This window comes from Sanguibacter inulinus (assembly GCF_013415325.1).
GTDB lineage: Bacteria > Actinomycetota > Actinomycetes > Actinomycetales > Cellulomonadaceae > Sanguibacter > Sanguibacter inulinus.
Genome location: NZ_JACBYE010000016.1, coordinates 1 through 21,924 on the forward strand (window position 1 = coordinate 1; position 21,924 = coordinate 21,924).

Consider the following 21,924-nt stretch of genomic DNA (forward strand, 5'->3'; position numbering starts at 1 on the left):
GACTGCTGGGGCGGCGGCGCCGCCTGTCGAGAGAGCCATGGTGTCTCTTCCTTCAGCTCAGGAGACGCGGACGCGTGGGTCGAGGCGGACGTAGACGATGTCGACGAGGAAGTTCGCGACGAGCACCGCGGCCGTGATGGTGAGGAACAGTCCCTGCATGAGCGGGTAGTCGAGGCCCTGGACCGCGGAGAGCAGCTGGTAGCCGACACCGGGGTAGGCGAAGACGACCTCGGTGAGGAGCGCACCGCCGACGATGAAGCCGAGCGAGAGCCCGAGCGACGTGACCGACGGCAGCAGCGCGTTGCGCGTCGCGTAGCGGAACATGATCCGCCCGGGGCGCAGGCCCTTGGCCTCGGCCATGAGGATGTAGTCCTCGGCCGTCGTCGAGATCATCGTGTTGCGCATGCCGAGCATCCACCCGCCGATCGACACCACGACGATGGTCAGGGCCGGCAGGAACAGGTGCACGAGGACGTCCTGGACGAAGGCCGGGGACCACTCGGGGACGAGCCCCACGGAGAAGGCGTGGTTGATGGGGAACCACCCGAGCGTCACCCCGAAGAGGTACAGCGCCCCCATGGCGAGCCAGAAGTACGGGAAGGACCCGACGAAGATGAGGATCGGCGGGAAGATCGAGTCGACCAGCCCGCCTCGACGCCACGCGGCGACGATGCCGAGCAGGTTGCCGATCACCACGGCGACGATCAACGAGGTGCCGCCCAGCAGGATGGTCCAGCCGATCTGCCCGGCGATGACCTCGCTCACCGGGGTCGGGAACCTCGAGATCGAGACACCGAAGTCACCGTGCGCGATGTTGTTCAGGTACGACAGGTACTGCTCCCAGACCGGGCGGTCGTCGAGCCCGAAGAGCCGTCGGAGCTGCTCGATCTGGTCGGGCTCGAGGCGGGACTGCGCCCTGGAGACCATGCGGCTGACCGGGTCGCCCGGCATGACCCGCGGGAGCATGAAGTTGAGGGTCAGCGACGCCCAGAACGCGAGGACGTAGGTGCCCAGCCGACGCAGGATGAATCCCATGACGAGGACCTTTCGTAGGTGCGGTCGCCGCACCTGGGCACGCCGGACGTGCTGTCCGGCGTGCCCGGGCGCGACGCGCCACGGTCAGGAGACGACTGGCTCGAGGCTCGTGAGGACGAGCACCGTCGTGGGTGCGCGGGTGGAGAGCGTCGCGTAGGGGTCGGCCTCGGTCGGCCACCCCGTGAAGCGGGTGTCCGTGTAGGCGCCCCACTCCGGGCCGGGGAACAGCGGGATCACCGGAGCGTTGTCGGCGAAGAGCTGCTGGAGCCCGTCGACGATCTCGGTCTGCTGGGCAGGGTCGGAGGTCGCGGCGAAGCGTGCCAAGAGCTCGTCGGCCTCGGGCAGCCCGAGGCGGTGGTAGTTCTCGTAGGTCGTCTCGCCGACAGGCTTGACGGTCTCGGTCGACATGGTGCCGCGGTAGAACTGGTACGGCGTGGGAGCGTTGTTGCTCCACACGATGCCGCTCTGGAAGTCGCCGCTCTCGTACCCTGCCGAGACCGCCGGCCAGTCGGGTGCGTCGACCGTGACGGTCACACCGATCTCGGCGAGGTTCTGCGCGATGATGTTGGCCACGGAGAGCCAGTCGGAGGACGCCGACCCGACGCTGATGTCGAAGGCGAAGGGCGATCCGTCCGCGAAGGTCCGCATCCCGTCCTCACCGAGCGGGTAGCCGGCGGCGTCGAGCATCGCTCCCGCGGCGTCGACGTCGCGGGAGGTCCAGTCGCAGGACTCGACCACGGTCTCGGAGCGCCAGGTGTCGTAGGCACCCGAGAGCCCTGTGCAGTCGGCCGGGACCGTGTAGCCGTTCATGCCGACAGCGACGATCTGCTCGCGGTCGATCGCGAGGCTGAGCGCCTTGCGCACCTCGACGTCGTCGAAGGGCGCGACCGTCGTGTTGAGCTGCCAGCTGATGGTCGAGCCTGTCGGCGGGAACCAGTAGGCCCGGTGCTCGGGGTCCTTCGCGACGAAGGTGTTCTCGATGTCTGCGATGTACTGCGGCGCCCAGTCGACCGACCCGTCGACGGCCGCGAGGTTCGCACCGTCGTTGCCTGCGAAGGCGAGCATCCGGACGCCCGCGATCTTCTGCTTCTCGGGCTGCCAGTAGTGCGGGTTCTTGCCGAGGTCGAAGGACTGCGTCTGGAAGGTCGTGACCTCCGTGTACGGACCCGTGCCGACAGGGTCCGGGTTGGTCTCGCCCGCGGGGTCGTCGATCTCGGACCAGACGTGCTTGGGGACGATCACCTGCTGGCCGATCTCGAACAGCGCGGGCGAGTACGCCCTGCTGAAGGTGAAGGTGACGGTGTCCTCGTCGGTGGCCGTCACGGAGTCGACGTACTCGAAGCCGCCGAGGATCTCCTTCTGCAGACCGAAGGTGTAGACGACGTCGTCGGCGACGAGCGGCTCCCCGTCGGACCACTGGACGTCGTCGCGGAGGGTGAAGGTCGACGTGAGGCCGTCCTCGGAGGTCTCCCACTCCGTCGCGAGCCACGGGACGGTCCCGCCGTCGGCAGGGTTGTAGACGAGCATCGACTCGTAGACCGCCTGCCCTGTCATGGGTGCGGCGTTTGGCGAGAACGGGTTGAAGTTGCGGGTGAAGGTGCCCATGTCTTCACGCGGGATGGTGAGCAGCTGGTCGCCGCTCGTGTCGGTGGCGGCTGTGCCACCCGTGCACCCTGCGAGGGCGAGCGATGCCACGGCGAGCCCGGCGACGATGCCGGTCCACCTTCTGCGGGTCGGAGATGTCATGATGGGGGTCTCTTTCCTCTCTTCATCAGTTCAGGAGAAGTGCGGTCAGGGGTGCTCGACGGGCGATTCACGGTCGCACCGACGAGCGTTCGACGAGCGGGCAGTCGACGACGACCTGCAAGGGTCCCGTCACCTGCCCGCTCGTCAGTTCCGACAGCAGGTCGACCCCGCGCGCACCCATCTCTTCGAAGGGGAGCGCGACTGTCGTCAGCGACGGTCGGAGGTATGCGGAGATGAGCTCCTGGTTGTCGAAGCCCACCACGGAGATGTCACCCGGGATCGTCAGACCCCGCTCCTTGATCGCGTCGTAGGCGCCCATCGCCATACGGTCGTTGGCGCAGAAGATCGCCGTGGGCGGCACGGGCAGGTCGAGCAGCCTGACGGCCGCGGCGTACCCGTCGGTCGCCGTCGCTCCCCCACCGACGACGAGCTCGTCGTCCAGGTCCCCGCCTGCCGCGCGGAGCGCGGAGCTGTACCCGTCACGGCGCCCAATCGCCGCAGGGATATCCGAGTCGAAGGTGATCAGCCCGATGCGCCGGTGGCCTGCGGCGAGCAGCCGCTCGGTGGCCCGGCGCCCTCCCGCGACCTCGTCAGGGACGATCGACGGGAGCACCCCGTCGGCGTCGAAGCAGTTGACGAGGACCGTCGGCACCTCGTGGGCGATGTCCGGGACCTTCACGGCGCGGTGCCAGGTCGCTGCGTAGAGCAGACCCTCGACGCGCTGCTCGAGCAGCTTCTCGACGGCCGCCTCCTCCATGTCGCCGTCGCCCTCGGAGGAGGCGATGAGCACGAAGCGGCGGTCGTGCCAGGCGCGGTCCTGGGCACCCTTGATGATGTTGACGGCGAAGGGCGCCGTGACGATCTCGGTGACCAGGCCGTACCAGTCGCTGCGGCGCGATGCGAGAGCACGCGCCCCAGCGTTGGGCCTGTACCCGAGGTCGGCGACAGCCTCGAGGATCCGCTGGCGGGTCTCGGCAGAGACGCTCGGGTGCTCGGGGTCGCTCAGGGCGAAGGACACGGCGGTCCGGGAGACCTTGGCATGGCGGGCGACGTCGCTCATGGTCACCTTGCCGGTCGCGAGGGGAGACGTCATCGTCGCAAGTCCTCGTCATCGTGAACTAGATGTAACGCGCGTTAGTTGCGCGCGTTACACACGGTATGGCGCGGATCCGCGGCTGTCAATGCCCAGCTCACCCGATACCGAGGGACGAGCCGCGTCCGTGCGCAGGTCTCGGCGGCGCGCACGCCACCGGACCGAAGGTCCCTCGCTCGGGGCCCGAGACGCTCGATAGCGTCGGAGCATGGCACAGCGACGCGCATGGACGGCCGACCTGGGAGCGACCCCCCGAGCAGATCTCGACTCGTTCCTGCTCGAGCACTCCGGGCTCCCCGGGCCTCGCGCGAACCTGGCCCTCGTCGACGCCGCTGCGCGGAGCCTGCCTGAGCCGACCCTGCTCGACCTCGCCGGCTCCCCCGAGGAATACCTGCGGATGTGCGGCACCGCTGGGCTGGGACGGCTCCTCGCCGACGGTCCGGCGAGGACCGAGGTCCTGACCCTGCTGCGCGAGCGCGCGGCCGATCCGCTGTGGCGGGTGCGGGAGGCAGCCGCGATGGCGCTCCAGATCATCGGCGACGCCGACCGCACGGACCTGAGGTCCGTCGTCGCCGACTGGGTCACGGCCCCAGACCCGCTCGTGCGCCGCGCTGCCGTCGCCGGCATCTGCGAGCCGCGCCTGCTCACCGACCCCGCGACGGCGCGCGCCGCGCTCGAGGCCTGCCGCGCCGCGACGGACTCGATCCGCGCGGTCCGCCGCGACCTGCGCGCAGACCCCGACCTGCGGACCCTGCGCCAGGCTCTCGGCTACGCGTGGAGCGTCGCGATCGCCGCAGCACCTGAGGAGGGCCTGCTCGACCTCGACGCCCTCGGCACGGACGACGACCCCGACGTCGCATGGATCCTGCGCAGCAACCTCTCGAAGTCCCGGCTCCGCACAGTCCTCGATCGGCGCTCCTGAGGCGAGGACGGTCGCCCGGCGACGGTCTGCTCGTCGGACCTCCGGCCTCGCAGCCGCACGTCGCGCCCCGCCGACCGGGCTGGACCGCGCGTGACGTGACGACGGCCCACCACGCGGGATCGCGTGATGGGCCGTCGTCACGTCCTGGTGGGGCTGGTCAGCCCGCGTGCTCGGCGTTCTTCGCGTCGCGCCAGGCGAGCCAGTCGGCGACACCCGAGATGTCGTAGTCCGGGCCGGAGATACCGATCGTGAAGAGGGTTGCGCCGAGGGCGTGCTGCTCCTCGACCTCCTCGACGCTGCGCTTGCCGATCTCTGTCGAGATCTCGATCTCGGTCACGTCGCGGCCGACCACCCGGGCGTGCTCGGCAAGGATGCCGAGCTTGCGCTCGAGGGTCTCCGCGTCGCTGAAGCTGTGCCAGATGTCGGCGTGCTGGGCGACGATCCGGAGCGTCTTCTTCTCGCCACCGCCGCCGATGAGGACGGGGATCTTGCGGGTCGGTGCCGGGTTGAGCCTCCCCCAGCGGTCAGCGATCGTCGGCAGGTCGCGGGCGAGGGCGTCGAGGCGGGTGCCCACGGTGCCGAAGTCGTAGCCGTACTCGTCGTAGTCACGCTCGAACCAGCCCGAGCCGGTCCCGAAGATGAACCGGCCCTGGCCACCCTTGGCGCTGATGTGGTCGATGGTCCGGGCCATGTCGGCCTGCAGGTTGGCGTTGCGGTAGCTGTTGCAGTTGACGAGCGCACCGATCTCGACGCGGCTCGTCTGCTCGGCGAGAGCGGCGAGCATCGTCCACGACTCGAAGTGCAGACCGTCGGGCTCACCCGACAGCGGGAAGAAGTGGTCCCAGTTGAAGAGGATGTCGACACCGAGGTCTTCGAGGGCACCCGCGGTCTCGCGGATCTTCTCGTACGAGGCGTGCTGGGGCGCGATCTGCACGCCGATGCGCACGGGACGGCGCGGGCCGCCTGTCGGCTGGGCGTTCTCGGTCGAGGATTCCGAGGTCATGGGGGCTCCGATCAGGTGGCCTGGACCACCGGGCGAGGAAGATGGCGCCAGACAGGCGTCGCAGGTCGGGACGGGTCACGGCTGCCTCGCCGTCGACCCTCGCGTCAATCTACCCCGTGCAGGTGCCGCTGGCTCAGGGATCCGTCGCCTGGCCCTGGGTCGCGCTGCGCTGTCGGCTCACGAGCCGATGTCTCGCCGGGTCGGGTGCACCAGTCACTCACGACCGGCCTCCGCGCGAGCCCTCCACCTGCGGGCTCGCCCCGGTCACGCCAGCTGCAGGCCCGTCAGGCAGGTGGCGCTGTCGGCCGTCGTGCTCAGGGGAGCCTCGACCGACCGTCCGTCGACGGTGAGGACGACGGTCCCGGTGAGGTCGCGTGGTAGCCAGACACCGACAAATCCGTTCGCGTAGGTGGTCGTGGTCTCCTCGAGCACGACCTCCCCCTGGTCGTCGCGGACGAGGATGTCGACGTCTGCGTCCACCAGCTCGCCCTGGCAGGTGGTGAGGCTGTGGAAGAAGCAGTCGTGCGTCTGGTCGACGTACGGCGCCATCGAGACGTAGAGCTCGTCGGCGGGCATCGGCAGCGTGGTCTCGCGGGTCCCGTCGGACAGGACGACCTCGTCGGTCCGGATCGAGGCTATGAGGTTGGTCGGGCGCTCGTCGCCGCCCAGCCTGTCGAGGTGGTCGATCACCTCTCGGGTGTCCATGCCGTCGAGCCCGAAGTCACGCAGCAGAGACGAGGCGTCTGCCGCTGCCGGCGCACCGGTCTCGGCGTCGGAGGACGGGGTGCTGGACGACGAGCACCCTGCGAGCAGGAGGGCGACGGCGACGGGCACGGCGGCAAGGCGTCGAGAGATCATGCGTCCCATCATCACCCGCGGGCGCGCAGACCAGGGTAGGAGGAAGGTCCTGAGGCACCGTGCCTCGTCCCGGTACCCGTACCCGTACCCGTACCCGAGGTCACCAGACGGGTGGTTGGCGGTCGGGCCAGCGCAGGCTGTCCTCGAGCTGCGCGGCGACTGCGAGGAGCGTGCGCTCCCCGCCGGGCCGGCCGACCAGCTGGATCCCCATCGGCAGACCCGCCGGAGCGTGCTCGTCGGGCGTCGTCCAGTGCGTCGGGACGGTGATCGCCGGCAGCCCGCAGACGTTGATCATCGACGTGTACGGCGTGTACTCGCACTGCTGCGCGAAGTTCCGCTCGGGGTCCGTCGCGTCGTACCAGCCGATCGGCCGCTGCGTCTGCGCCATCGCCGGGAGCAGGAGCACGTCGTAGACCTCGACGCGGGCGACCATCGTGCGCTCGAAGACCGCGAGCGCCCCGAGGGCCTCGACCAGCTCGCGAGCGGTGACGGCCCGGCCGCGCTCGACCAGCCACTGCGTCAGCGGCTCGAGCAGGGCGAGGCGCTCGGGCTCGTCGATCGGCACGGCTGCAGCACCACCCATCCACAGCGTCCTGAAGGCTGCCGCGTACGTCGGGTCAGGGTCCCAGGCAGGAGCGTCCACCACGTCGTGCCCGAGGGCTCCGAGTGCAGCGGCTCCGGCGGCGAGGGCGGTCTTGGCTTCCTCGCCGAGCGCGATGTCGTAGGCGCCGTCCCACGAGCTGAAGGTGCTCAGCCCGATGCGGAGCGGGCGACCCTCGGGCGTCTCTCCGCTCTCTGCGGCGGCCAGGTACGACCCGGCGGGAGCAGCAGGCGTCCGCAGGGTCCGCGGGTGCGGCACGTGGCCGTCTGCGGTGCGAGGCAGCATGCCCTCGAGCAGCAGCGCGGCATCGGCGGCGGTGCGAGCGATCGGTCCGTGCACCACCAGGCCACCGAGCGACTCCACCCCTCCCCCGGCCGGCAGGAGACCACGGGTCGGCTTGAGGCCGACGAGTCCGCAGGCCGCGGCAGGGATCCGGATCGACCCGCCTCCGTCAGACCCTGGCGCCACGGGCAGCAGCCCGGCGGCGACAGCGACCGCGGCACCACCGCTCGACCCCCCGGCGCCCCGGGTCAGGTCCCAGGGGTTGCGCGCGGGCGGACCGACAAAGGTCTCGGTGTACGAGGGGAAGCCGAGCTCAGGGGCGGCGGTCTTGCCGAGCGACACGACGCCCGCGGTGTCGAGCACCTGGGTGATGTCGCTGCTCACCTCGGGGACGTACCGGAAGGCCCCAGAGAAGGTGCGCGACCCGAAGCCCGTCGGGACACCTGCGCGGTCGGAGAGGTCTTTGTCGCCGATCGGCAGGGCCCAGAGCGGGGCGTCGGTGACCGCTGACGGCGGACCCTGCGCCGCGAGATCCGCAGCTCGTCCCCTGGCAGCCTCGGGGGTCACGGTGACGAAGGCCCCGAGCTCCCCGTCCAGCCGGGCGATCCGACCCAGATAGTGCTCGGTCACCTCTGTCGGTGAGAGCTCGCCGGAGCGGAGCTGGCGGCTGATCTCGGTCGCGGTGCGCTCGTGCAGGCTGGTCATCGATCCAGCATAGGTCCGCGTTCCAGAACCCTGGCAGAGACCTCTTCGCCGACCGAGGAGCGGACCCAGCGCACTCGCGATGCTCTTGTTTTGCAACGGACTACGGCAGCTGTCCTCGCACTCCCGCTCGCCCGGCTCATTCGCCTCTACAGGGCGAGCGAGACGGCCTCCCGGATCTCGGCGATCCGCTTCTCGTTGCGCTTGTAGTGTGTCCACTTGCCGACGCGGGTCGAGGTCACGAGGTTCTCACGCTCGAGCGAGCGCATGAACGACGAGACGGTCGACTGCGCCAGCTGGGCCTTGTCCGTGATCTGGCTGACGCAGATGCCGTACACGTCGGGGTCCGCGATGCCCTGCTCCACCGGGAACTGACCTCGCGGGTCTCGGAGCCACTGCAGGATCTTCAGGCGCATCGGGTGTGCAAGGACCTTGAGGACTTCGACGAGGCTGGAGAGATTCTCGGTGGGTGCAGAGATGTCCTCGGTAGGCGGTGTCATGACCCTCTTCTCTCCGAGAACGATCCATCGTGATACTTCGATGATTTTAGCACCGTTCAACCCGCCGACAGGCGGCGGGTTGGCCCGGTCACCGTCCTGTGCATCGCGCCGCATACGTCGGCCGGCGCCTGTCACGTGCGCGGAACGTCGACCGAACTGCGACTATCGGGGCGTTCTCCTCTCTCGGCCCCGGTTGGGAGCCCGGAGACGCAGAGCCCAGCTGATGAGTGCGTGGTCGAGCATGTAGAGCCGCCCTCCTTCCTCTCGACCACCGTCTGACAGACGTTCGATCACCCAGCTGTAGGGCGACCTGCCGTCGTAGTCCGGATGAGGGGTGTGGAGCAGGTCGCCGCGTCCGAGCTCAGTCAGCACGTTCAGGGCGTAGCTGAAGGGGTACGGCCTGTTCGCACGACCTTCCGGCGTCACCTCGAGAGAGCGGAAGGCTCCGAGCATCCGGTTGATCATGGTGTCGGTGATGAGATCGACTCGGCCCGAAAGATATGCCAGCTGGATCAGGTAGGCGTAGGAGATGCCGTAGAGAAAGTAGTCACGGCCGGGATCGATGTCTGGCCACAGTCCGACCACCTGCTCGACAAAGGCGTTGAGGTCGGGCAGGTAGGCCTCACGCTGCCCGAGGTTCTCGAGCGCCATCACGTAGTAGAGCGCCATGTGGGTGCGCTCGACGGGTTCGAGCTCTGCCATGAGGTCAGTGGCCTCTTGCAGTCGGTCCGTGCCGGAGAAGACGTACCGATGAGGGTCACTCAGCGTGCTGAGCGCGCTGAGCATAGTCAGCAACGGATAGGCCTTGATGAAGCCCTCGGACATGGAGCTGGGGAAGGTCGGGTAGAGACCTATGTCATCGACCGCGTCCATCGTTGCCAAGATGGAATCGGCTGTCCCGTTCGAGGCTAGGGAGTCCTCCCGGCCCAGGAGCGCGATAGCACCGATGAGCATGGCACCGCCTCGTCCCCGGAAGAACGGGGTGGGGACGTTCTCCAGTGCAGCCAGAGCCTCCGAGATCCTGTCGCGCTCACCGCTCAGCAGGTCGGCGAGCCCTGCACGGTCGAAGGCGAGGAACATGGCTGTTGACGCAGACACCCTCTCGTAGTCTCCGTGACGCCCCTGGTTCTCGTCCTGGATCGCGTCGGGCTTGATCTGATCCACCGCAGCGAGGACCTGCCGAGCGACGTCGCGTGCCACCCCAGAGAGCGGGGTGTGAACCTGCCCGAGTGCGTGGGCCGCTGCTTCATAGACCTCAAGGGCTGCAGTCGAGCCAGCACCGACGGTGCGCTGATCGATGTCACGGTATGCCGACCGGCTCCCGAGCCCTGGGAAGAACACGACTGTGCTCAGACCGTCCGGTTCGACGGACGGCACCCGCCGTCGTCGAGCATGTGAATTCGTTGTGGTACGTGAGAACCGGTCTTCCCTCAGCGGAACAGTGCTGTTGCTGCTCATCGTCAACCCCTACGTGACGTCATGGTTCTCGGCCGCGGTCGATTCCCCGGATGGCCCAGCGATGGATGCGGATCGCGAGCGTCCGGTCAGGTCAGCGAGGCGCCCCCGACGCCACGTCGCCGCGATGACCGTCGTGGCCCTCGACATGACCGCTGACGGGACGGACAACGGGCTCCTCGATCGGAGCGCCGGGCATCGGAGGCCGTGCTGCACGGCGCCTGCTCGCGATGCTCGTGGGCAACAGGACGAGGAACGCCCCGGCAGCCAGAGCAGCACCGACCCACAGCGGCGAGACGAACCCGAGGCCTGCGGCGATCGCCAGGCCGCCGATCCAGGCTCCGATAGCATTCCCGACGTTCAGCGCTGCGATGTTCGTCCCGGAGGCGACAGTGGGAGCGTCACCGGCGAAGTGCATGACCCGGAGCTGCAGGCCTGGAGCGGTCGCGAAACCCACAGCGCCGAGCAGGAACATGGCGATGAGCACGGCCCACCAGATCGTGGCGCTCAGGGCGAAGGCCACGAGCACGAGGACCAGGCCCGCAAGTATGCCTAGCAGCGACCGGTCGAGGGCGCGATCAGCCAGCCTGCCGCCGATGATGTTGCCGACGAAGGTTCCGACCCCGAAGAGCAGCAGCAACCATGGGACTGAGCTGGTCGCGAATCCGCTGACCTCGGTCAGAGTGAAGGCGATGTAGGTGTAGGCACCGACAACTCCACCGAAGGTCAAGATGCTCACCATGGCAGAGAGCAGCACCTGCGGGCGACGGAGGGCTCCGAGCTCAGTGCGCAGCCCCGCAGTCTCGGAGGCTCGTGACCTCTCGACGAGGAACTGGATGCCGAGGAACGTGATGATCCCGATTCCTGTGATCGCCCAGAACGTGGCGCGCCAGCCGAGCTGCTGACCGACGAAGGTCCCGAAGGGGATGCCTACGACGTTGGCGACCGTGAGCCCTGCGAACATGAGCGAGATGGCACCGGCCTTCTTCTTCTCCTCAACCATGCTGGCTGCGAGCACGGCGCCGATACCGAAGAAACCTCCGTGACACAGAGCAGCGATGATGCGTCCGGCCAGCATGACACCGTAGGTCGACGCGAGGGCCGAGATCAGATTCCCCACGATGAACAGGACCACGAGGCTCAGGAGGACCTTCTTGCGCTCGGAGCGGGAGAAGGCGGCGGTGATCGCGATCGCACCGAAGGCCACGGCAAGGGCGTACCCGGACACCAGGTAGCCCGCGACGCTCTCGGTCACCGAGAAGTCCGTCGCGATCTGCGGGAGCAGGCCCACGGGACCGAACTCTGTCAGTCCGATCCCAAAGCCTCCCAACGCTAGAGCGATGAGCCCAGCTGGTAGAGCGGCTGTCTTCTTCTTCGTCACGATGACGTCCCTTCTTGGTGGCGCTGCCCTGTCGGACAACGCATCGAAACACCGGCATATCCGGGCGAGAGGATGTGGGACGGCACGACCCCGCCGCGCACCCCTCTCCACCGGGACCACGGAAGGTCGATCACGCGCCGCACGGCATCTGTGACATACCCGGCGTCAACCCATCGACATATCGGAGCGTAACGATGTGTCGAGGAATGGTCAAATCGGAGATGTCCTATTATGTCGGCTCAAGGGCTGCCGGCCACGCAGAGCGGATCGACAGCCGTCAGGAGGCGGGCCATGCAGCACCTTCTCTGGCAGTTCGTCGACGGCTTCCGCGGCGCCGCCCTACGACGGACTTGCTGGCCGAACAGCAAGCCTCCATAGCTTCTGCACGAACGGCCTTCTCCGGCCGCCGCGAGCGCTCTCACCGGGCTGCAGCGACCTGCTCCGCGCCGTCACGGAACGCCCTACCACGTGCGTCGCACCAGTCTTTGGGCGCCCCCCAGAGCGCGCCCGCGCTGCCGGGTCCACCACTAGCGTCGCGCGCTCCGCCCCTAGGATCGAGTCGATCGACGCCGGGCGTGAGTCACATCACACTCGTCAGTGAGCGTCTCCATCGACGTCCACCCAGAACGACAAAAGACCCGGCCGTTCCCGGCCGGGTCTTTCATCTTCGGTGGAGCTGAGGGGACTCGAACCCCTGACCCCCTGCATGCCATGCAGGTGCGCTACCAGCTGCGCCACAGCCCCAAGAACTTCGGAAAGTTCCTGTCCCCGTTGCCGAGGCGTTGCTATCTTAGACCGAAGTTGGCTCCAAGTTCCAATCGGGTCCAGCGTTCCAGTGATCCAGCGGAAAACCGGCCCCGACGTTGTGCGCGAGGAGCCTCCACGGGGTCGTCGCCGCAGGTCCGGAGCGCTCGACGTGGCTCCAGTGGACGTTGTGCAGGCCGTTCAGCCCGCGCCACGCCTCCGGGTCGAGCCCGATGAGCGCGGTGACCCCGATCGTGATCGCGGCCCCGTGGGAGACGATCACGAGCGTGTCGTCAGCCCCGAGGTCGGCCCCGTGCTCGTCGACGGCCGCGAGCATGCGCTCGGCCACCTCGGTGCGGGTCTCGATGCTCGCCCCGGAGGGCTGCTCGCCGCGTCGCCACTGGGCGAACTCCTCGGGCCAGCCCTCTTCGATCTCGGGACGGGTCAGGCCCTCCCAGTCACCGAAGCTGCGCTCACGGACGCGTGGGTCGATGACGAGCTCGTGCCCGCCCACCCGTGCGTAGTGCTCCGCCGTCACCCTGGCGCGAACGAGGTCGGAGGCGACCACGCGCGAGCAGGCGTGGAACGTGGCCAGAGCACGGGCGCCGTGCTCGGCCTGCCACTGCCCGACCTCGTCCAGGGGGATGTCGACCTGGCCCTGCAGACGGCCGGCCGCGTTGTACGCGGTCCGCCCGTGCCTCAGGAAGACGACGGAGCCGGCACTCATACGGTGTCGTCGCGGCTGTCAGCCGGCGAGGGGTAACCGAAGTCGTCGGCGTCGTACTCGGGGGCGTGGCCGTCTCCACCACGAGCGTCCTCGGGGAGCTCGATGACCGGGCAGTCCTTCCACAGGCGCTCGAGGGCGTAGAACACCCTGTCCTCCTGGTGCTGGACGTGGACGACGATGTCGCCGAAGTCGATGAGGACCCAGCGCGACTCGCCCTTGCCCTCGCGCCGGATCGGCTTCACGCCGAGGCCGTGGAGCGCCTCTTCGACGGAGTCGACGATGGCCGACACCTGTCGCTCGTTGTTGCCGGAGGCGATGAGGAACACATCGGTCAGGACGAGCTGCTCGCTGACGTCCAGGGCGATGATCTCGGCCGCCTTGCGGTCAGATGCGGCTCGGGCCGCGGCGATCGCCAGCTCGACGGCACGTTCGGTTGCAGGCACAGCTCTCCTTAGAGGACTTCTTCGATGACGGTGACGCCGGAGGCGTCGTCGACGGTCCAACCAGCCTGGTCCGTCCAGGTCCCGGGGACCAGGGCTGCAGGCGCGGCTGTCGACGATGCTGAAGACGGTGCAGGCAGCGCAGATGCTGCCCCGCTCTCGCCCTCCAAGGCGACTTTCCAGAGTATCAGCCCGAGGACGAAGGCCAGGGCGACGAGGATCACGTAGTGCAACCACGTGTACTTGTGGTCCGAGTCGTCGTAGTCCTCGTCCTCGTCGTCGTCACGCTCCTCGCGGAGGGCCGGGTCGGAGCTCGTCGCTGAGCCTGCTCCGGCGGTGATCGCGTCCCACCGCGGAGCCTGAGTGAAGGACTCCGCCCCGTCGGCGAGGCCAGGCGGGACGTCACTGCCGGACGACGGCTCGGTCGTCGACCCAGCCGCACCGGCAGGCGCGGCTGCTGCGTCCGCCTCGGCAGCCGAAGAGCCCGCTGTCGAGCCGGGCTCGGCCGTCACCACGGCGTCCTCAGGGGGCTGCGTCGCAGGCGACACCGTCGGCACAGGCGCCCAGGGGACGTCCGCAGCGGCGACAGGCGCCCATGACGAGGTCCGCGAGACCGACCCCGGTCCGGCGGGGACCGAGGCAGCCTGGGCAGGGATGCCCTGGGCGGCTGGCGGCTGCGTCCGACCGTTCGCCGGCCGGGCGGACGGAGGGGCCGACGCCGCGAGGCGCTGCGAGAAGCTCATCGTCGACCCAGCGGCGTCTGCCGACGGCGCGGCTGCTGCCGGGCGCGCCGCGGGAGCTGCAGGCCTGGCGGCGCCAGGCGCCGTTCCCTGGCCCGTGGGCACTGGGCGCGAGGCGGTCAGCTCTCCGGTCTCGTCGACGGTGCGGATCTTGCCCGTCTGGTGCGGCGGGACGATCATCGTGCCCGTGTCGGTCAGACCGCCGGCCTGCTCACGCAGCGAGCGGCGCGACAGGGCTGGCTGACGCTCCTGAGCGGTCGGGCGCTGGACGGTCTGCGGGGCGGAGGCTGGCCCAGCGGCAGGCGAAGGGGTCGAGGTCTCCCCCGCGGCGGTCGGTCGAGCCGGTGCCTGCTGAGGGGCGGGGGTCCGTTGCGGTGCCGGGCTCCGCTGCGGGTCGCCGACGCGTGCTGCAGGACGCGCGGTCCCGGCAGCCTGCGCCGCCTGTGCGGGGCGTGAGGCCCCGGCGGGCGTCCCGCTCTCCGCAGGAGCGGCCGTCGCGGCGGTCGGTCCGGAGGTGGCTGATGCCGGACGGGGTGTCGAGGCCGCGGGCGGGCGAGGCGATCCCGCCTGTGCGGGTGCTTGTGCTGCACCAGCAGGACCGTCAGAGGGCTCGGACGCCGGGGCCGCCGCGGGCTGCGCGTAGGCCGGCGGACCGGTCTGCCCGGCCTTGAGCGCTGCCTCTGCCTCGGCCCGTTCGCGGAGCTGGCGGCGCGTGAGTGGTGCGCCGTCCGCTGGGTTCGTCATGATGCCACCTTCACAGCCGACTCTCGGTACAGACGGTACTTCGTGATGTACTGCACGACGCCGTCCGGGACGAGGTACCAGACGGGGTCTCCTGCACGGGCGCGCGCCCGGCAGTCGGTCGAGGAGATCGACAGCGCCGGGATCTCCAGCAGGCTGACGTGCTCGCTCGGGAGGCCGACGACCGACAGCACGTGCCCCGGTCGGGTGACAGCCACGAAGTGGGCCATCTCCCAGAGCTCGGGGGCGTTCTTCCACGTGGCGATCTGCTCGATCGCGTCGGCGCCGGTGATGAAGAACAGGTCCGCGTCGGGACGCTGCGCGCGCAGGTCTCGGAGCGTGTCGACCGTGTACGTGAGACCAGGACGGTCGATGTCGACACGGCTCGTGGTGAAGCGAGGGTTCGACGCGGTCGCGATGACCGTCATGAGGTAGCGGTGCTCCGCAGGGCTGACGTCCTGCCCCTGCTTGAAGCTCGGCTGCCCAGTGGGCACGAACACGACCTCGTCGAGGTCGAAGCGTGCGGCCACCTCGCTCGCCGCCACGAGGTGCCCGTGGTGGATGGGGTCGAAGGTGCCACCCATGACACCGACACGCTGGCGCTCAGAGGTCATCAGCTCGAGGTCCTGACGACGGTCAGTGACGGGTCCACACGCTGCGGAAGGCGTAGGTCACCAGGAGCAGGCCGGTGAGGATCACGAAGGTCGTGATGCCGAAGGCGACGGGCGGGATCGCCAGGTGGTTCACGACCTCGTGCTCCTCTGCGGCTGCCAGCACTGTTGCGAACACGTCATCCTCCATCGGGTCGGGCATCGGCGGGTCGAGGGTGCGCCCCGCTGCTCACACGTCGTGAGCATCGCTCAGACGCCCAGTCTCTCATGTCATCCATCGGCACAGGACGTCTCGACCTTCAGCCTGGAGACGTACCAGGTTCGCACGGTAGGACGTCCGTGCAGGTCGCGCGGCGGGTCAGGAGCGGATGTGACCGTCGCCGTTGACGACCCACTTGGTGGTCGTCAGCTCGGCGAGCCCCATCGGGCCGCGCGCGTGCAGCTTCTGCGTCGAGATGCCGATCTCCGCACCCAGCCCGAACTGCCCCCCGTCGGTGAAGCGCGTGGAGGCGTTGACCATGATGGCCGCCGAGTCCAGCTCCGCAACGAAGCGCTCCGAGGACCGCAGGTCCTTCGTGACGATGGCCTCGGTGTGCCCCGAGGTCCAGGTGCGCACGTGGTCGATGGCCTCGTCGAGGTCAGCCACGACCCGCACCGCGAGGTCGAGCGAGAGGTACTCCGTGGCCCAGTCCTCGTCGGTCGCCGGGACGACGGTGACCCCCTCGGGGGCGAGCGCGGCGGCGAGCGGGTCGGCGTGGACCACGACGTCGGCAGCACCGAGCGCGGCGAGCACGCCGGGCAGCAGCGTCTGCGCGGCGTCGGCGTGCACGAGCAGCGTCTCGGCGGCGTTGCAGACCCCGACCCTGTGCGTCTTGGAGTTGAGCACGATCGCGATCGACGTCTCGAGCTCGGCCGAGGCGTCGAGGAACACGTGGCAGTTGCCCACCCCCGTCTCGATGACGGGGACCGTCGACTCGCGGACGACGGTCTGGATGAGGTCCGCTCCCCCGCGCGGCACGAGGACGTCGACCAGGCCACGAGCATGCATGAGGGCGACAGCGCCGGGTCGCCCGTAGGCGTCGATCGACTGGACGAGGTCGGCCGGGAGCCCCTGCGCCGTGAGGGCGTCGGCGAGCACCCGCACGATCACCTCGTTCGAGCTGGCTGCGGCGCTGCCGCCGCGCAGGATCACGGCGTTGCCGCTCTTGAGCGCCAGGCCGGCAGCGTCGACGGTGACGTTCGGGCGTGCCTCGTAGATCATCCCGACCACGCCCATCGGGACGCGCTCCTGCCGCAGCCGGAGGCCGTTGGGGAGGGTCGAGCCGCGCACGACCTCGCCGACGGGGTCAGGGAGGGAGGCGAGCTCGCGCAGAGCGTCCGCGATCGCGCCGATGCGCTCGGGGGTCAGGGCGAGCCTGTCGAGCAGACCGGGCGAGGTGCCGTTGGACCGTCCCCTGTCGAGGTCGATCTCGTTCGCCGCGACGATCTCGTCGGCGTTCGCCACGAGCGCGTCGGCGAGGGCGCCGAGCGCTGCGTCCTTGGTCGCGCGGGTTGCGGTCGCGAGCGTCCGCGAGGCGATCTTCGCGCGGCGTGCGGTCTCGAGCACGGCCTCGGTCACGTCCTGGAGCGCTGCTGCGTCGGCTACCTGAGTCATCCCCCCAGGCTAGCCACCCGCGGTCGTGGAGTCACCCACGTCCCGCTGGGTGGTCCGGCCGAGACGGATGACCGGGCACCGACCGGGTCAGACCTTCCGCGGCCGACGGACGAGCACCAGGTCGTCGCGGTGGACCACGGCCCTGTCGTAGCCGGCCCCGAGGGCGTCGCGCAGGTCTCCGGTGGTCTGGCCCATCAGGCCGGGGATCTCCGCCGCGTCGTAGGCCGACAACCCACGGGCGACCACCCGACCCTCGGTGTCGACGAGCTCGACAGGGTCGGCGGACTCGAACTCCCCCTCCACCCCCGTGATCCCCGCCGGGAGCAACGAGGCAGAGCCACCGAGGACGGCGCGCACAGCGCCGTCGTCGAGCACGAGCCGGCCACGGCTCTTGGCCGCGTAGGCGAGCCAGAGACGCCGTCGCGTGGTCCGTCGCCCGGTCGCGTGGAACCAGGTGCCCACGGGCGTCCCGTCGAGCGCGCCCTGGACGTTGGAGGACCTGGTGAGGACCACGGGGATCCCGGACTGCGTCGCGATCGACACCGACTCGAGCTTGGTGAGCATCCCGCCCGTGCCGACCGAGCTGCCCCGACCTGTCACCTCGACGTGCTCGATGTCCGCGGGGCTGCGGACCTCAGGGATCTGGCGGGTGCCGGGCCGTGACGGCGGTCCGTCGTACAGGCCGTCGACGTCGGTGAGGAGCACCATCGCGTCGGCGCGGACGAGGTGCGAGACCAGCGCAGCGAGGCGGTCGTTGTCACCGAAGCGGATCTCGTCGGTCGCCACGGCGTCGTTCTCGTTGACGACGGGCACGACCCCGAGGTCGAGCAGCCGCTCGAGAGAGCGCTGGGCGTTCTTGTAGTGACCGCGCCGGACTGTGTCCTCGGCCGTGAGCAAGATCTGCCCGACCCGGATGCCGTGCGCGGCGAAGGCCTCGGTGTACCGGGCGACGAGCAGCCCCTGGCCGACCGATGCGGCAGCCTGGGCTGTCGCGAGGTCGCTCGGGCGTGAGGTCAGGCCGAGCGGGCCGAGGCCTGCGGCGATCGCGCCCGACGTCACGAGGACCACCTGGTGGCCGGCCGCGTGCCGTGCGGCGATCACCTCGACGAGGTCGCGCAGCGCCTGCACGTCGAGACGCCCGTCGGCCGCTGTGAGCGACGACGAGCCGACCTTGACCACCACGCGCCGAGCAGAACCCATGAGCGAGCGTGGCGTCACGGGGACCTCCCGAGGCGCCAGAGCCCCGCGCGGCGGGGCCGGCGGGGCTGCAGGTGCGGTCTGAAGGTCGTCGCTCGAAGTTCCGGTGTCGCTCACCGGACCATTCTCGCGCAGGCGGTCAGTCCTTGGAGGGGCTGTCCACAGGAGCGTCTGCGTCGATCTCGGGGTCGGTCCAGATGCCCTGCTCGCGCTCGGTCCACAGCTCGGCGCGGGCCTCGGCCTTGGCGTCCATGCGCTCGGTGTACTCGCGGCGCTTGTCACCACGGGTCGGGCGGTTGGACTGCGACTCGGCGAAGCGCGCATCCGTGCCTCGCGGGCCACCGAGGAGCTCGGCACCCGTGACGAGGGTGGGCTCCCAGTCGAAGATCACGGCGTTGTGCTCGGGACCGATGCGCACCTCGTCACCCGCGACAGCGCCAGCCTTGAACAGCTGCTTCTCGACGCCGAGGACCGCGAGACGGTCCGCGAGGTAGCCGATGGCCTCCTCGTTGGCGAAGTCCGTCTGGCGGACCCAGCGCTCGGGCTTGGTGCCGCGGATCTCGAAGTACGTCTGGCCGCCGGACTCCTTGCGCTGGACGGTGAACTCGGAGCCGTCGGCAGCCTTGGGCCGGATGATCGTGCGGGCCATGCTCGGCTTCGGGGCGAGCTTGCGGGCACGCTCGACGTACTCGGCGAGCACGTAGGTGAGCTGCTTGAGCCCTTCGTGGCTCGCTGCTGAGACCTCGAAGACCTTGACGCCGCGCGCCTCGAACTCGGGGCGGACGAGCTCGGCGAGGTCGCGTGCCTCGGGGACGTCGATCTTGTTGAGCACGACGACGCGGGGCCGCTCGTTGAGCGGGACGCGGGTGCCGTCGGACTGGAGGTCGGGCGCGTAGGCCGCGAGCTCCTGCTCGATGACCTCGAGGTCGCTCAGCGGGTCGCGGCCCGGGTCGAGGGTCGCGCAGTCGAGGACGTGCACGAGGACAGCGCAGCGCTCGATGTGACGGAGGAACTCCAGGCCGAGGCCCTTGCCCTCGCTCGCGCCCTCGATCAGCCCGGGGACGTCGGCGACCGTGTAGCGGGACGAGCCCGCCTGCACGACGCCGAGGTTCGGCACCAGGGTGGTGAAGGGGTAGTCGGCGATCTTGGGCCGTGCGGCCGAGATCGCGGCGATGAGGCTGGACTTGCCGGCGCTCGGGTAGCCGACGAGCGCGACGTCGGCGATGGTCTTGAGCTCGAGGACGACGGACGCCTCGGAGCCGGGCTCTCCGAGCAGGGCGAAGCCGGGAGCCTTGCGGGCCTTCGAGGCCAGCGCGTTGTTGCCGAGCCCGCCGTGCCCGCCCTCGGCGACCACGTACTCCGCGCCCATGCCGACGAGGTCGGCGAGCACGTTGCCGTCGGTGTCCTTGACGACGGTGCCGTCGGGCACCGACAGGATCATGTCTTCGCCGTTGGCGCCCTGACGGTAGTCACCCATGCCCTGGGTGCCCGAGGGGGCGCTGCGGTGCGGCAGGTGGTGGAACTCGAGGAGGGTGGTGACCTGACCGTCGACGCGCAGGATCACGCTGCCGCCCATGCCGCCGGCGCCGCCGTCAGGGCCGGCGAGGGGCTTGAACTTCTCGCGGCGGATCGAGGCGCAGCCGTTCCCGCCGTTGCCGCCTGTGGCGTGCAGGACTACGCGGTCTACGAACGAAGCCATCGGTCAACCAATCATCGAGCGAGCTGCCGCGAGGGCAGTGTGGGGCGTGCAAGAGCAAGAGGGGCGCACCGAACCGGTGCGCCCCTCTTGCGGAAGATCTAGGAGTCTGAAGCTCAGACGCCAGCCTCGACGATGTCGATGACCTTGCGGCCACGACGGGTGCCGAACTGGACCGCACCGGCGGTCAGAGCGAAGAGCGTGTCGTCCCCGCCACGTCCGACGTTGTTGCCGGGGTGGAAGTGGGTGCCGCGCTGGCGGACGATGATCTCACCAGCGCTGACGACCTGACCGCCAAAACGCTTGACACCGAGACGCTGTGCGTTCGAGTCGCGACCGTTGCGCGAGGAGCTCGCGCCTTTCTTGTGTGCCATGGCCGAACCTGCTTTCCTGCTGAAGAGTGTCTGACGAGTTCGTTCGCAGGAGGCCAGGCCTACCGCGACGAGGAAATCACTTGATGCCGGTGACCTTCAGGCGGGTCAGCTGCTGACGGTGACCCTGACGCTTGCGGTAACCGGTCTTGTTCTTGAACTTGAGGATGGTGATCTTCGGGCCCTTCTCGTCCCGGACGATCTCCGCGGTGACCTTGACCTTGGCGAGGTCTGCTGCCTTGGTGGTCACCTTCTCCCCGTCGACCAGAAGCAGCGCGGGAAGTTCGATGGACTCGCCAGCGTCGCCGGAAAGTCGGTCGACGACGACGACGTCGCCCACGGAAACCTTCTCCTGGCGGCCACCGGCCTTGACGATCGCGTACACCACGTTGCTGCTCATCTCTCTTAGTGTCTGCGGCATGCTCATCACCTGAATCGAAGACGTGGTCGTTGACTGCGTCATGAGACTCAGGGAGCACACGGGGACCAGCGCGAATCAGTACGCGCCGACGTTCAAGATTACGGAATCTTGCGCTCAGGGTCAAATGCCACTGCTAGCACTGCCGCCAGCTCTCGGTGTCTGGCTCGCAGGTGCCTGCACGACCTGCGCACAGACGGAGCCGTCAGGCTCCGTGGACCATCATGCCCTACTCGGGGGCGAGTCTCCACCACCATGGGGCGGTCAGCCCTGTGAGACAGCACTCACCGGCGCCCGGGCTCGAGCCCAGCACCGGGCTCGACGTCTGTCGTCAGCGACCAGCTCCGCCGTCGTGGCACCGCTGCGCCCACTCTTCCCGGAGCACGCCGTAGACGAGCGAGTCGTAGACCTCGCCGCGGACGACGCGCGCCTTGCGGAACCGCGCCTCGAGCGTGAACCCGAGCCTCTCGGCCACCCGGGACATCGCGTGGTTCCCCGACCACGTCGCGAGGTCGAGCCGCCGCCAGCCTGTGGCTGCGAAGAGCAGGGTGGTCCACTGCTCGATCGCGGCGGTCCCCGCTCCCCTGCCACGCACGGCCGGGTCGTGCAGGACGACACCGATCCGCGCCCACTCGGTCTCCTGGGACTCCCAGTACCAGCTCACGGTCCCCCAGAAGGTCCCGTCGGCGGCGTTCGCCACGACGAGCGACCGCGGGGGCAGGTCTGGCGTGGACGCCGCTGCCCCGTCCGTCTCGATCTCGCGAGCGCGGCGGGCGACGATCTCGTCGGCCTCGTCGTCGGTGGGGCGCGCGTAGTACGGACCGTCCCAGAGGTGCCACTCGTGGTGCGGGCGCAACCACTCCCTGTAGACAGGGAGGTCCTCCGCCTGCCACGGCCGAAGCACCGCGGGAGACGCCGCAGGCGCGGACGACGGTGTCGTCCGCGCCTGCGGCGTCTGGGAGCCTGCGGGCTCACCGGTCCCCCGGTCCTGAGCCCCACGTCCCGTC

Annotated in this window: 21 protein-coding genes and 1 tRNA gene; 1 reads left to right on the forward strand and 21 read right to left on the reverse strand. The window is 69.5% G+C overall.

Annotated elements, in window-relative coordinates; all coding sequences use genetic code 11:
• Positions 1–57 precede the first annotated feature (57 nt).
• The 3 genes from HZZ10_RS08305 to HZZ10_RS08315 all read right to left on the reverse strand — a co-directional run bounded on the left by HZZ10_RS08305 (position 58) and on the right by HZZ10_RS08315 (position 3,874).
• Entirely contained in the window at positions 58–1,035 is a 978-nt protein-coding gene (locus HZZ10_RS08305) for an ABC transporter permease (RefSeq protein WP_056131218.1), read from the reverse strand.
• An 84-nt stretch (positions 1,036–1,119) separates the two neighbouring features.
• Entirely contained in the window at positions 1,120–2,781 is a 1,662-nt protein-coding gene (locus tag HZZ10_RS08310) for an ABC transporter substrate-binding protein (protein WP_179913167.1), read from the reverse strand.
• 67 nt (positions 2,782–2,848) lie between these two features.
• Positions 2,849–3,874 (reverse strand): LacI family DNA-binding transcriptional regulator, encoded by a 1,026-nt coding sequence (locus HZZ10_RS08315; RefSeq protein WP_179913168.1) that lies wholly within the window; start codon positions 3,872–3,874, stop codon positions 2,849–2,851.
• 208 nt (positions 3,875–4,082) lie between these two features.
• Here HZZ10_RS08315 and HZZ10_RS08320 point away from each other — a divergent pair, with 208 nt between their 5' ends.
• On the forward strand, positions 4,083–4,796 hold the full coding sequence (locus HZZ10_RS08320; RefSeq protein WP_179913169.1) for a HEAT repeat domain-containing protein: 714 nt from the start codon (positions 4,083–4,085) through the stop codon (positions 4,794–4,796).
• Positions 4,797–4,953: 157 nt separating this feature from the next.
• Here the strand turns inward: HZZ10_RS08320 and HZZ10_RS08325 are convergent, their stop codons facing one another.
• The 18 genes from HZZ10_RS08325 to HZZ10_RS08410 form a co-directional block, all read right to left on the reverse strand.
• The gene (locus tag HZZ10_RS08325; protein WP_056131211.1) at positions 4,954–5,799 is read right to left on the reverse strand and encodes an LLM class F420-dependent oxidoreductase; all 846 of its coding nucleotides are present in this window, start codon (positions 5,797–5,799) and stop codon (positions 4,954–4,956) included.
• A gap of 264 nt (positions 5,800–6,063) precedes the next feature.
• Entirely contained in the window at positions 6,064–6,657 is a 594-nt protein-coding gene (locus HZZ10_RS08330; protein ID WP_179913170.1) for a CueP family metal-binding protein, read from the reverse strand.
• 100 nt (positions 6,658–6,757) lie between these two features.
• Entirely contained in the window at positions 6,758–8,245 is a 1,488-nt protein-coding gene (locus HZZ10_RS08335) for an amidase (RefSeq protein ID WP_179913171.1), read from the reverse strand.
• Between the two features lie 146 nt (positions 8,246–8,391).
• Positions 8,392–8,742 carry an ArsR/SmtB family transcription factor gene (locus tag HZZ10_RS08340; protein WP_179913172.1) on the reverse strand — a complete coding sequence of 117 codons (351 nt, stop codon included), beginning with the start codon at positions 8,740–8,742 and terminating at the stop codon, positions 8,392–8,394.
• A gap of 162 nt (positions 8,743–8,904) precedes the next feature.
• Positions 8,905–10,200, reverse strand: a complete 1,296-nt coding sequence (locus tag HZZ10_RS08345) for a hypothetical protein (RefSeq protein WP_179913173.1) — start codon at positions 10,198–10,200, stop codon at positions 8,905–8,907.
• A 91-nt stretch (positions 10,201–10,291) separates the two neighbouring features.
• Positions 10,292–11,578 (reverse strand): MFS transporter, encoded by a 1,287-nt coding sequence (locus tag HZZ10_RS08350; RefSeq protein ID WP_179913174.1) that lies wholly within the window; start codon positions 11,576–11,578, stop codon positions 10,292–10,294.
• Between the two features lie 671 nt (positions 11,579–12,249).
• A tRNA-Ala gene (locus tag HZZ10_RS08355) sits at positions 12,250–12,322 on the reverse strand.
• 46 nt (positions 12,323–12,368) lie between these two features.
• Positions 12,369–13,049 carry a histidine phosphatase family protein gene (locus HZZ10_RS08360; RefSeq protein WP_179913175.1) on the reverse strand — a complete coding sequence of 227 codons (681 nt, stop codon included), beginning with the start codon at positions 13,047–13,049 and terminating at the stop codon, positions 12,369–12,371.
• Positions 13,046–13,492, reverse strand: coding sequence for a ribosome silencing factor (gene rsfS, locus HZZ10_RS08365; RefSeq protein WP_056131202.1), 447 nt, complete (start codon positions 13,490–13,492; stop codon positions 13,046–13,048). Before rsfS ends, HZZ10_RS08360 begins: the two co-directional genes overlap by 4 nt.
• Before the next feature lie 8 nt (positions 13,493–13,500).
• Positions 13,501–14,973 carry a hypothetical protein gene (locus HZZ10_RS08370; protein ID WP_179913176.1) on the reverse strand — a complete coding sequence of 491 codons (1,473 nt, stop codon included), beginning with the start codon at positions 14,971–14,973 and terminating at the stop codon, positions 13,501–13,503.
• Positions 14,970–15,584: a nicotinate-nucleotide adenylyltransferase gene (nadD, locus tag HZZ10_RS08375; protein ID WP_179913177.1), complete on the reverse strand. Its 615-nt coding sequence runs from the start codon at positions 15,582–15,584 to the stop codon at positions 14,970–14,972. Before nadD ends, HZZ10_RS08370 begins: the two co-directional genes overlap by 4 nt.
• Before the next feature lie 22 nt (positions 15,585–15,606).
• The gene (locus tag HZZ10_RS08380) at positions 15,607–15,759 is read right to left on the reverse strand and encodes a hypothetical protein (protein WP_156382718.1); all 153 of its coding nucleotides are present in this window, start codon (positions 15,757–15,759) and stop codon (positions 15,607–15,609) included.
• A gap of 180 nt (positions 15,760–15,939) precedes the next feature.
• Positions 15,940–17,235 carry a glutamate-5-semialdehyde dehydrogenase gene (locus HZZ10_RS08385; RefSeq protein WP_179913178.1) on the reverse strand — a complete coding sequence of 432 codons (1,296 nt, stop codon included), beginning with the start codon at positions 17,233–17,235 and terminating at the stop codon, positions 15,940–15,942.
• Between the two features lie 87 nt (positions 17,236–17,322).
• Entirely contained in the window at positions 17,323–18,435 is a 1,113-nt protein-coding gene (gene proB / locus HZZ10_RS08390) for a glutamate 5-kinase (protein ID WP_179913206.1), read from the reverse strand.
• 136 nt (positions 18,436–18,571) lie between these two features.
• Positions 18,572–20,131: a GTPase ObgE gene (gene obgE / locus HZZ10_RS08395; protein ID WP_056131187.1), complete on the reverse strand. Its 1,560-nt coding sequence runs from the start codon at positions 20,129–20,131 to the stop codon at positions 18,572–18,574.
• 113 nt (positions 20,132–20,244) lie between these two features.
• Positions 20,245–20,502, reverse strand: a complete 258-nt coding sequence (gene rpmA, locus HZZ10_RS08400) for a 50S ribosomal protein L27 (protein WP_056131185.1) — start codon at positions 20,500–20,502, stop codon at positions 20,245–20,247.
• A 76-nt stretch (positions 20,503–20,578) separates the two neighbouring features.
• Positions 20,579–20,887, reverse strand: coding sequence for a 50S ribosomal protein L21 (gene rplU, locus HZZ10_RS08405; protein WP_174269741.1), 309 nt, complete (start codon positions 20,885–20,887; stop codon positions 20,579–20,581).
• Positions 20,888–21,248: 361 nt separating this feature from the next.
• Complete coding sequence (locus tag HZZ10_RS08410; RefSeq protein WP_308507534.1) at positions 21,249–21,821, reverse strand: GNAT family N-acetyltransferase; 573 nt, start codon at positions 21,819–21,821, stop codon at positions 21,249–21,251.
• Positions 21,822–21,924 lie beyond the last annotated feature (103 nt).